Annotated in this window: 9 protein-coding genes; 6 read left to right on the forward strand and 3 right to left on the reverse strand. The window is 33.9% G+C overall.

Translation table 11 applies throughout. The features are described from left to right. The first annotated feature begins 65 nt into the window (after nucleotides 1–65). The 6 genes from GQ47_RS09815 (at nucleotide 66) to GQ47_RS09840 (ending at nucleotide 7,639) form a co-directional block, all read left to right on the forward strand. Nucleotides 66–1,091, forward strand: coding sequence for a hypothetical protein (locus GQ47_RS09815; protein WP_035647755.1), 1,026 nt, complete (start codon nucleotides 66–68; stop codon nucleotides 1,089–1,091). Between the two features lie 45 nt (nucleotides 1,092–1,136). Further along, nucleotides 1,137–2,642: an OmpP1/FadL family transporter gene (locus tag GQ47_RS09820; RefSeq protein WP_035647758.1), complete on the forward strand. Its 1,506-nt coding sequence runs from the start codon at nucleotides 1,137–1,139 to the stop codon at nucleotides 2,640–2,642. Between the two features lie 151 nt (nucleotides 2,643–2,793). After that, nucleotides 2,794–4,596 (forward strand): T9SS type A sorting domain-containing protein, encoded by a 1,803-nt coding sequence (locus GQ47_RS09825; RefSeq protein WP_035647760.1) that lies wholly within the window; start codon nucleotides 2,794–2,796, stop codon nucleotides 4,594–4,596. A gap of 206 nt (nucleotides 4,597–4,802) precedes the next feature. Further along, nucleotides 4,803–6,116, forward strand: a complete 1,314-nt coding sequence (gene rimO, locus GQ47_RS09830; RefSeq protein WP_035647762.1) for a 30S ribosomal protein S12 methylthiotransferase RimO — start codon at nucleotides 4,803–4,805, stop codon at nucleotides 6,114–6,116. A 37-nt stretch (nucleotides 6,117–6,153) separates the two neighbouring features. Next, nucleotides 6,154–6,699, forward strand: a complete 546-nt coding sequence (locus GQ47_RS09835) for a hypothetical protein (RefSeq protein WP_035647764.1) — start codon at nucleotides 6,154–6,156, stop codon at nucleotides 6,697–6,699. A gap of 34 nt (nucleotides 6,700–6,733) precedes the next feature. Next, nucleotides 6,734–7,639 carry an N-acetylmuramoyl-L-alanine amidase gene (locus tag GQ47_RS09840; protein ID WP_035648160.1) on the forward strand — a complete coding sequence of 302 codons (906 nt, stop codon included), beginning with the start codon at nucleotides 6,734–6,736 and terminating at the stop codon, nucleotides 7,637–7,639. 371 nt (nucleotides 7,640–8,010) lie between these two features. On the opposite strand, the gene GQ47_RS09845 is transcribed toward GQ47_RS09840, so the two are convergent. The 3 genes from GQ47_RS09845 to GQ47_RS09855 all read right to left on the reverse strand — a co-directional run bounded on the left by GQ47_RS09845 (nucleotide 8,011) and on the right by GQ47_RS09855 (nucleotide 11,889). After that, nucleotides 8,011–9,084 (reverse strand): outer membrane beta-barrel protein, encoded by a 1,074-nt coding sequence (locus tag GQ47_RS09845; protein ID WP_035647767.1) that lies wholly within the window; start codon nucleotides 9,082–9,084, stop codon nucleotides 8,011–8,013. A gap of 596 nt (nucleotides 9,085–9,680) precedes the next feature. After that, complete coding sequence (locus tag GQ47_RS09850) at nucleotides 9,681–10,646, reverse strand: glycoside hydrolase family 5 protein (RefSeq protein WP_035647769.1); 966 nt, start codon at nucleotides 10,644–10,646, stop codon at nucleotides 9,681–9,683. A gap of 10 nt (nucleotides 10,647–10,656) precedes the next feature. Next, nucleotides 10,657–11,889 carry a glycoside hydrolase family 27 protein gene (locus GQ47_RS09855; protein ID WP_035647771.1) on the reverse strand — a complete coding sequence of 411 codons (1,233 nt, stop codon included), beginning with the start codon at nucleotides 11,887–11,889 and terminating at the stop codon, nucleotides 10,657–10,659. Nucleotides 11,890–11,916 lie beyond the last annotated feature (27 nt).

Genomic DNA, 11,916 nt, shown 5'->3' on the forward strand with positions numbered 1-11,916 from the left:
TTAACTAAATAGTTTGACAAAACTAACTATTTTTGTAATGTGCAACAATAAAAAACACCACAGATATGAAAACTTCTACTTCTCTCCGCCAAAACTCAAGTTACTTTTACTTAATTGGATTACTGAGTTTTCTACTTGCATCGTGTGGCTCTTACCAAAATTCCTCTTATTACGATAATGATGGAGTTTACGGTAAATCTACTAACACGTATGCACAAACAAGTACCACAAGCACTAATAATCAATATAAAGATTACTTCAAATCACTCCAAGACGACAACCAGCCTACCGAAATTTTTACTGATGTAGACAATTACAGTAATTATGCAGTAAACGACAGTACTCAAACAGCATCTGTTGCATATCCTGCTTGGGGAAGCGGAACTACAGAAACTTCGGTGACCTATTATTCTGATCCTTCATGGTCTTGGGGAATTGGATTAGGATGGGGATACCCTTATTACGGATACGGATATGGATGGGGATATCCTTACTATGGATGGGGATATTATCCGGGCTGGGGTTACCCAGGATGGGGATATCCAGGATGGGGCTACCCAGGTTACGGATACTACAATAATTACTCTTATAGCTATGGAAGAAGAGGCTCTGCCGCTTATTATGGATCTAGAGGATATACATCCAGAGATTCATATGCAGGAAGAGGCTCATATGCAGGAAGAAATTATGCTGGCAGAAGTTATGCCGGAAACAACTTCTCATCAAGAAATTACGCAGGAAGAAGCAGTAATTATAGCACGAATGGCAGAAGTTACTCAGATTTTAGAAGAAGCTCTTCTGTAAATGGCAGAACATATTCAAGTCCAACTTTTACAGACAGAAGAGGCACAGCTCAAAGCCAAAGTAGTGGTTATGATTATTCAAACAGAAGATCAAGCGCAGGGACAACAAACAGAAGCTACAGCCCTTCAAACAGTAGTCCATCTAGAACTTACTCTCCTAGCCCATCTCGTTCTATGAACAGTAGTGGAAGTAGCATGAGAAGCAGTGGCGGCGGTGGCGGCTACAGTGGTGGCGGTGGCGGAGGAGGAAGATCCTACGGCGGTGGCGGTGGCGGCGGAAGAAGATAACAACTCTTTCACCAAATCATTCTATCACTTTAAATACCAAACCAGATGAAAAAAATATTCTTCCTTTTTACTATAGGACTATCTTTTAGCGCTTTACATTCACAAGAAGTATCTGATGCTGTGCGATATGCTCAAGATAATTTAACCGGAACTGCACGTTACAGAGCCATGAGCGGCGCTTTTGGAGCTGTCGGTGGGGATTTATCGGCTTTAGCTGTCAATCCTGCAGGTTCTGCTGTATTCAACAATAATCAAATCGGAGTTACTTTTAGCAATCAAACCAAAAAAAACAACTCCAATTATTTCGGAACTGAAACCAGCGACAAAGACAATTCTTTTATCCTAAACCAAGCAGGTGGCGTTTTTGTTTTCCATGATCATAATCCAAAAAATAATTGGAAAAAAATTGTGATCGGGGCAACTTATGAAAACACCAACAATTTCAATAATGATATATTTTCTGCTGGTACAAATCCAAGAAATTCTATCGATCAGTACTTTTTGACTTATGCCAATGGAATCCCTTTAGAAAACATAACCAATATTCCATATCGAGATCAATATTATGATGAGCAACAAGCATATTTTGGGTATAGAGGAAAAGTTATTTATCCAGTAAACCCAAACGACATTAACAACACTCAATATGTTTCTGGTGTACCTGCCGGTGGTAATTATTACCAAGAAAACGAAATTTATACAACCGGATATAATAGTAAATTAAGTTTCAACATTGCTACTTCATTCCAAGATATACTTTATTTGGGAGCCAATTTAAACGTACACATTACAGATTTCAGAAGATCGAGCAGTTTTTATGAAGATAACAGTAATCCGCTTCAAGCAGGTGAAACAATATCAAGCTTGCGTTTTAATAACGACTTATATACTTACGGAAACGGTTTTTCTTTTCAATTAGGAGCAATTGTTAAAGTTACTGATGGATTAAGATTTGGTGCTGCATACGAATCTAATACATGGTACGACCTATATGACGAAGTTGCACAAAGTTTATCAACAACAAGACAAGCAGCAGGTGGTCAAGAAATATATGAAAATATCAACCCAAACCTCATCAATGTTTACGACCGATATACTTTGCAGACACCAGGAAAATTTACTTTTAGTGGTGCTTATGTATTTGGAAAATCAGGATTAATAAGTGTGGACTACTCTATTAAAGATTACGCCAATACAAAATACAAACCAACTAGCGATCCCGGTTTTAGAGGATTAAACACCGATATGAGTAACCAATTGACATCAAATGGAGAATTAAGAATTGGTGGAGAATTCAAAATCCAAAGATTAAGTCTTCGTGGTGGATATCGTTTTGAAGGAAGTCCTTATAAAGACGGAACAACAATTGGCGATCTAAACAGTTATTCAGGAGGTTTAGGCTATAGTTTTGGAGCAACTAAATTAGACTTGGCTTATTCTTATTCAGAAAGAAAATCAAATCAAGGATTTTTTGCAACCGGATTCACTGACGGAGCTAACATCACATCAAAACTTAACAATGTTACTTTGAGTTTATTATTTGAATTGTAATTAGAAATTAAAATAGATTAATCAGGATTTCCGTCAAGTTTTTCTTGGCGGATTTTTTTATTGTATTTTTTTACTTACAAAATACAATTTTAAATTTTTATTTTGTAATTTTTTTACTACATTAGTGCTTTAACCGTAAAAAACTAAAACTATGTCACAAGCACTACAAAAAATTTTATTATTTATTTCATTAATTACATTTAGTCTCCATTCTCAAGTAACTATCAAAACTGGCGACCTAAAAATAGACAATATATTAGTAGCTAATAATACAATATCTTTTAACAATAATCCAAGCATAAATATATCCTTAGACATTCACATGCAAACTTCAGATGGATCAATAGATAATACTTTCGGAAATTTATTTTTGTATTATAAAAAAAATGAAAGTGATAGTCCAACTCAGGTAGGCTTCCAATCCATAGCATTTTACACTAATGTATATTACAAGAATGATACTCAATTTAACATCACGCTTTTTAAAAATTTTTTCTTCAATATTGGTGGCACCCTATATGCGGAATACAAAAATAACAACAACAAAATCTTCCAATCTAACAAAATACCCATCACAAGTGGCTCATTAATAGATCCTCCTATTGCACCTCCAACTACAAACGGATCAATTGCTACACAAAACATAAAATATAGCGTCAATCTCCCTTTAACCAACTCAAAAATTTTAATATCATCCAATGCCTCCACATATTTCGATTTAGATGTATTTGCAAAAAGAAGCGATACACCGACCGAAATTTCCATTTATTTAAAAAGAGAAGATATTGGAACAATAACATCAGAAGACGCCGAATATAAAAAAGTTTATTTAAAACATACCCTAATTAACAAACCAAATGATAATTACATTTCAATAAAAGATATTCCAATCTATATAGAAAAATTAGATTTTACTAAATATACTTATACCTTAAAAGTACAGGCAAATCAATATAACAGCAATTATACTCTACTCTCTGCTCAAACCGATTTTATCTATCAAGACAATAACAAAATAAATATTTTATTAGTTAAACCTATCGAATACAATACAATTGCAGACAGTCAAACCCTAACTTCTGGACAAACATCAGCTCCTTTTACCACACAATCACCATGGGTTGATTATACGATATATTGCGAAAGAAGAGGTTGTATTTCTCAGTATGATTATAGATATGTCACCAATTTCAAATGGCAAAATAGAACTCAAAACACTGAATGGGCAGATATTCCGCAAGCGAATACCAAAGACTATTCTCCTAACAAAACCTTTATAGAAAACACATATTATCGTAGAATAGCTTTTTATGATGATGGCCAATACAACATAAGCAACACAATATCAATCATCCTTAATGATCAAAATAATGAAAATACAATATGTTGCAACCAAAACTTGCCATTACGAACTAGTCAACCACAGGTAATAACCGGTAGCATTTCCAATTCAAACAATTTAACATATCAATGGCAGATCTGTACTAATCCATCATATACACCACCTATCTGGACAGATATAGCAAATGCCTCAGCTTCATATTATTCACATATTTTCACAATAGAAGCTTCGAGAGGTACAGGAAACACAGCTTTTCGCAGATTACTAAAACAAAACTCATTAACAGTAAGCATTAGCAATCAAGTAAATATAACAAGACCAGAATCTAGTACAGTTAAATCCATGTTAACACCAGGAAATTTAGAACTTTCCGAAAATGACATTAACAATACGACCATCTATCCTAACCCTTTCATAAACAACTTCTATATTGAAGGCCCTAAAAATATAAATCAAATAAAACTTTTCGATTCTTTTGGGCAAACAATAGACATTCAAAAAAACCAGAAATCTGAAAACTTAATTGAAGTCAGTACATCAAATTTATTGCCTGGAGTTTACCTTTTAAAAATTGACAATCAAAACTTTTCTAAAACATTACTCAAGAATTAAATACAAATCCTAAAAAGCTTCCGTCAGGTTCTAACTTGACGGATTTTTTTTAGCCCCGATGGAAGCGGCATCCTTTTTCTTACTCCTTTAGTAAGGAAAAGATATAACGGAGAGCGGGATCAGCTTCATAAAAAACACCTAAAAGAAACGGAAACAAGCGGTGTTTGAATAAAAAAGTGTAATTTTGCACTCCAATTTATAAAAGTATGAGAACCAAGTCTTTAAAAAAGAACAAAATTAACGTAATCACTCTTGGGTGTTCAAAAAATGTTTATGACAGTGAAGTCCTTATGGGGCAACTGCGTGCTAATGGAAAAGAAGTTGAACATGAGGCTCCCGCAGAAAAAGAAGGAAACATTATTGTAATAAACACTTGTGGTTTTATTGATAACGCTAAAGCGGAATCAGTAAATATGATTTTGGAATATGCAGACAAAAAAGACAAAGGCTTAGTAGACAAAGTTTTTGTAACTGGATGCTTGTCTGAACGTTACAGACCAGATTTAGAAAAAGAAATTCCGAATGTGGATCAATATTTTGGCACAACTGAATTGCCGCAATTACTAAAAGCATTAGGCGCTGATTATAAACACGAATTACTTGGAGAACGTTTAACTACAACTCCAAAGAATTACGCTTATTTAAAAATTGCCGAAGGTTGCGATAGACCTTGCAGTTTTTGTGCGATTCCTTTAATGAGAGGTTCACACGTTTCTCAGCCAATTGAGAAACTAGTTAAAGAAGCTCAAGGTTTAGCTAAAAATGGTGTTAAAGAATTAATTTTAATCGCTCAGGACTTAACTTATTACGGACTTGACCTTTATAAAAAACGAAATCTTGCAGAACTTCTGGAAGAATTGGCAAAAGTAGAAGGAATTGAATGGATTCGTCTTCATTATGCCTACCCAACCGGTTTCCCTATGGATGTTTTAGAGTTAATGAAACGCGAACCTAAAATTTGTAACTATATAGATATTCCGTTGCAACACATTTCAGATTCAATTTTGAAATCAATGCGTCGCGGGACAACACAAGCTAAAACAACACAGTTATTAAAAGATTTCCGTGCTGCAGTTCCGGGAATGGCAATCAGAACTACTTTAATTGTTGGATATCCAGGTGAAACTCAAGAAGATTTTGAAATTTTGAAAGACTTTGTTCAGGAAATGAAGTTTGACAGAATGGGATGTTTCGCTTATTCACATGAAGAAAACACGCATGCTTATTTATTGGAAGATGATGTTCCGGACGATGTTAAGCAAGCAAGAGCAAATGAAATCATGGAACTTCAGTCGCAAATTTCATGGGATTTGAACCAAGAGAAAGTTGGACAGGTTTTCAGATGTATTATTGACAGAAAAGAAGGTGCTCATTTCGTGGGAAGAACGGAGTTCGATAGCCCTGATGTAGACAACGAAGTTTTGATTGACGCCTCTAAATATTACGTAAAAACAGGTGAATTTGTTAATATCAAGATAATTGAAGCAACAGAATTTGATTTATACGGAGAACCTGCTTAAATTTACGCTAAACTATTATCAATTTAGATAACTTATTATGAAACCAACCAACTTATTTTTTCTTTTTATTTTCACTTTATGCTGTTTTAATGTAGCATCAGCTCAATATGGCGGCTATAATAGTTATAATAATGGTTACGGCGGAGGCTATGGACGTGGAGGCGGAATGGGAATGGACAGAAGCATGATGGCTGGCCCTCAAAGTTCTCCAAGCAAACCAAAAGAAATTCCTGCTGAAGAAACTGCTGCCAAAATTGTAGAACAAATGAAACCTGAGCTAAAACTTGACGATCTTCAAGCAATTGCAATTACTAATGTTTTAGCCGACAGCATGAAAGAACAAGGAGTTCTTTTGAAAAATGAAAGCAGCAGCCAGGATCAAAAAGTAGAGCAAATTAATGCATTGAGAGAAAGCACTAATAAAAAAATAAATGCTTTTTTGAACCCTGACCAAGTAGAAAAGTACAAGGATTTTATGGCTAATTACAAAGGGACCCAAAAAACAAAATCTAAAAAGAAAAAAGATTCTAAAGAGCATAAAGAAGAGGCAACAGAAGAAAAAACAATAAAAGCTGAAGAATAATTTTTTTAAACTTCAACTTCAAATGTGAATGATCATGGTAAAAAAACATTTTTGTTATTTGATTTTAGCAATTATCATAACTTCTTGCTCTACAAATCCATATAAAAATACTGAAAAAGTATACGATCAGCAGCTTAAAAATTTGGAAAACCAAATTACGAGTAAAGATCCACAACCAATTCCAGCAGTTAGTCCAGTTGTAATTGATACTACTTACGCAGCACAATTAGGTATTGTAAAAGACACTTTGTCAAAAACAGGATCTACTCATTTAGTAAACGGAATTACCACAGAATGGATTGGAACGGTAAATTTCAATTTAAGAAAACCAAGTTTTATCATCATCCATCATACAGCTCAGGATTCTCTTAAACAGACTATAAATACGTTTACAAAAACAAAAACACAGGTTAGCGCTCATTATATTATTTCTGAAAATGGAAAAGTAGTACAAATGCTGAACGACTATTTGAGAGCTTGGCATGCAGGCGCATCTACTTGGGGAAAAAACACCGATATCAACTCAAGTTCGATTGGAATTGAATTAGACAACAACGGTTTCAAACCTTTTACAGAAAGCCAAATCAGCAGTCTTGTTGCTCTTTTGACAAAATTGAAAAAAGATTACAATATTCCGACGCAAAACATTTTAGGTCATTCTGATATTGCCCCAGGAAGAAAACAAGATCCGAGTGCTTTATTTCCTTGGAAAACATTAGCAGAAAAAGGCTTTGGAATTTGGCCAGATGAAATTCTAGAAGAAGCTCCTTTTGATTTTAAAATTGAGCCTGCATTGCGAATAATTGGATACAACACAAAAAATCTTTCGGCAGCAATTATGGCATTCAAACTACATTATATTCAAACTGATGTAACGCCTACTTTAGACCGAAAAACAATAGACACAATTTACTCTATTTATAAAAAACAAGTTCAGTAATAAGTTTCAAAAAAAATACAAAAGCGCATTTCTTAAACACTTAGAAATGCGTTTTTTTATGACCCAATAAGCAGATTACGACTAAAAATATTATAGGTTGACTGAGCAATAATTCTTCTTTTAATATTACAATTTGTGAAATTAAAACCAGACAAAGCATTTCCAATATCATTGCATCGACTAAAAACTCTTATACAGAAATCATCTAATTAGTATACTTCCCGCATTTATATTTAACAGCTTACTTTTCACTGCTCATATTTAACGATTCACATTTTGCAATTCACATTACATCACAAATAAAAAAGCTGCCAAAACATTAATATGTTTCGACAGCTCCAAAAAAAAAAAAAAAATATCAATCTTTATCTCTAGAAAGAGTATGTTGTAGCTATAAGACCATAGAAAGATCCACCTGTTGGCAATGCATCGCTATCTAAAAAGATGTCTTCAGATGCAGCATCGTATCTTAACTCAGGAATTATAGTCAGTTTTCCAACTTTGTAATTTAAAGAAACTGTGTTTGCAAAAACACTTGAACCTGTTAAAGTTCCTAAACTTGGCGCAGCATCTTTAGCATCGAAATATTCCATTCTGTAAGCTAATAATAATGATGGAGAGAATGAGTAATTTGCATATCCTACTAATGAGAACCATTCTCCATCTAAATCGCTGTCAAAATCATTTTTAGTTTTAGCATAAGTCGCATTGAATCCAAGACCAAAACTATCGCTTATTGTTTTTGATGCCACAAAATCGATTTGCGTTTTATTTTCATCAGATGCAGGATTACTGCTTCCTGAGGTGAAGTTCAAATAAGCACTTCCTGTTTCACCTATATATCCAACTTGTCCGATATATGTTTTTTGTGTTGAACCAGCATCCATAGCTGATTTAAAATCTGTTGGATTGGTTATTCCAAACATCGCTGTAAACTTTCCTGAAGTATACTGTGCTTTCACCCCTGTATTAAAGAAAGGTCCATAAGAGAACGCATATGACATACTGTAGTTTTTATTATCGACAGCGTCTAATACCTCATATCCAATATGAGTACCGAAGCTACCCGCAACAAATTTAAATTTATCAGTAACATTATAAGTAAAGAACAATTGTTTAATTAAAAATTTTGCGTTTATATCTTTATCTGTTGTTTCATTATATGAAAATTCGCCCGCTCTTTTTCCGAATCCTAAGTCTACAAATACAGAAGCTTTTCCGAAAGTATGTCCAGCTTCGATAGAGGCCATTCCTAATTCAAATGAATCCTGAGAGTTGGTAAAGCTCGTTAATCCGTTCATTTGTTTAGAAAAATCATATTTATAGTACGCATCTGCTGATCCGCCCCATGTTGTTGCTGGTGGAGTTGAAGTCTCAGTATCATCTTGAGCAAAAGCAAAAGAACTCGTTAACATCGCGGCTAAAATGTGTAATACTTTTTTCATGTTTTAATTGGTTTTTGGTTATTAATTGATTCTGGTTAGTTAATCTTTTATATAGCTGTAATTAATAGTATATGTCAATTCTAAATATCCCTCATCATCCTCTAAAAACCCCTTCATTTTCATTAGCGAATTTATTAACTTTTGTATGAGTAGAACAATCGAAAAGTACTTTTTTGATGTTTTACAAGCAGAATTATGGATTACAAAAATTAAAGAAGCAATAATCGTTATTTGATATTTATACGGATTCATTTTTGAAAATTCAACAACACTGTTTCAGTTGTTTTTCAATTTTTAAAAGGGTTTTAAACAAAAAACAAATAAAAAATCAAGTAAAATCAATGTAAAAAACAATAAAAACCAAGTACTACCCTTAAAAATTAGGGGGCATAAATAAAATATTAAAAAATAAACCAAAACACAAAACAAAATCAACTAACCCAAAAAAGCAATTTCACAAAAACAAAATTCCTACAAAAATAAACCTACAAAATAGCAAAAAACAATCTTCAACGAAAGATTCAATTTCTCATTTTGACAACAAAAAAAGCCTGTTCAAAACTGAACAGGCTTCATAAAAAACAACAAGAATTTTTCTATTCCTGCGTATTATATTTTCTTAAAAACTCCCTAACCTTAATTCCAGATTCTTTTAAATCTTCATCCTTCCACTTTCCTTCCGACTTAGCCGATTTCTTAAGAATGGAGCAAGTTTCATCTTTATCAGAAACCGACCAGGTAATCCAACTCAATTTTCGGGATTCCATCCAATCAATATATTCCTGCCAGGCTTTTATATTTAAAGGTCCGTCACCAGACGCTTCCATTCCGGCAGATTCAGAAATAAAAACTGGTAATCCGCTTTTTATGGCTGCATCAGTTCGATCTCTTAATTCTTTACCATGAGTTGCTGCATAAAAATGCATCGTGTACATTATATTATTGTAACCTATAATTGGATCTTCGGCAGGAAGATTAATATCCTGATCCCAATGTGGGCATCCAACCAAAATAATATTATTAGGGTCATTTTCTCTAATTACACGAATAATCTCTTCGGCATACGTTTTGACTTCCCACCAACTTTCATAATCGGGTTCATTAAACACCTCATATATTATATTAGGATATTTAGCATACTTTTTTGACATCTCGGCAAAAAAAGCCGACGCTTCTTTCAAATTAATATTATGACTATGCCAATCAATTATGACATAAATATCTGATTTGATAGCGCCATTTACAACCGCTTCAATCTTTTCTTTTGCAAACTGAGAATCTTTCATATAAGACATCTCCCCTAACTCAATTCCATTTGCAGCTCTGACAACATTGCAATTAAAATCTTTCTTTAACCAGCTTACCGCTTTTTCATTATAAAATCTCGGCCACATGCTATGCCAGCCAAAACTCAATCCACGTAAAACAATGGGATTGTTATTTTTATCTACTAATTGAGTTCCGTTAACACTCAACTGTCCATGCTTTTTAACAAACTGAGCTTGTAAAGCAAAAGAAAACAGCAACAAGACAATAGTGCAAAAATGGCTTTTTGATTTCATAATTTAAGATTTAAGGCATTAATCTAAGCGTAATAACATCGTGTGACGCAAGGTCAGAAACAAAATTCTTTTTAGTTGTTCCGATTTCTTTGTTTTTCCAAAGATCCTTTATTTTATAATTTACTTTATTAAAATCGGCTTCATAACCAAAATCAGCATCTTTAATAGTATTCTTTTTAAAATCGAAATTGACTTTTTTAGCTACATCACTTCTATTTAAAAAAGTAATTGCCCAATTTCCGTCTGACAAAGGCTTAACCCAAACTTCCAAACCGTCTTCTGCTGCATATTTAAATCCCTGAATTCCTAATTTATCCTGATTTACCGCAATCAAATCTTTGTTAGTTAAAATTGCTAATGTTTCTTTCGACATTTTTCGGTAATCATTTCCTGTAAATAAAGGTGACGAAAGCATGCACCACATTGCAAAATGCGATTTATCTTCGGTATCGTTCATTTCATTTCCAACTTCCATCATATCAAAATCATTCCAATGATCCGGGCCAGAATATTTACGGATGTCTTTTCGCATTTCAGCAATTTTCATAAATCCCCATGACGACCAATTTTCCGGATGTTTGAATTCGCAGTCAAAACAAGGATAAATATCTCCTGAAATTCTCCAAAGATTCCCAATTGGTTTCCCCCATTCCCATGGCTGATTATCACCCCATTCACAAAGACTAAAAACAATTGGTCTTCCAGCAACTTTTAAGGCGTTACTCATTGTTGTATAAGCTTCAGGAGCTGTAATTCCTTTTGTATTGCACCAGTCATATTTAAGAAAATCGATTCCTAATTTAGCATAAAAACGCGCATCTTGATATTCGTAACCACGCGTTCCTGGATATCCTGCACAAGTTTGTGTTCCAGCGCAATTGTACAAACCAAATTTCAAACCTTTACTATGTACATAATCAATCAACGCTTTCATTCCGTTTGGAAATTTAACAGGATCAGGGATAAGATCGCCATTTGCATCACGTTCTCTGGTCATCCAGCCGTCATCTAAAACAATATAATTATAACCAGCCGCCGCCAAACCTGACGAAACCATAATATCAGCGGTTTCTTTTACTAATTTTTCATTAATATCGGTTCCAAAAGTATTCCAGGAATTCCATCCCATTGGCGGTGTCATGGCTAAACCTTCGAATTTTCCTCCTGGCTGATTATGCGTATTTCCTTGCCCGAAACTCAGACAGGAAATAAAAAGAGCAAATGCTGAAACAATCTTTTTCATTATTAAAATTTCAAATTAATTATAATT

It is taken from the genome of Flavobacterium sp. ASV13, from assembly GCF_000745775.1.
Lineage (GTDB): Bacteria > Bacteroidota > Bacteroidia > Flavobacteriales > Flavobacteriaceae > Flavobacterium.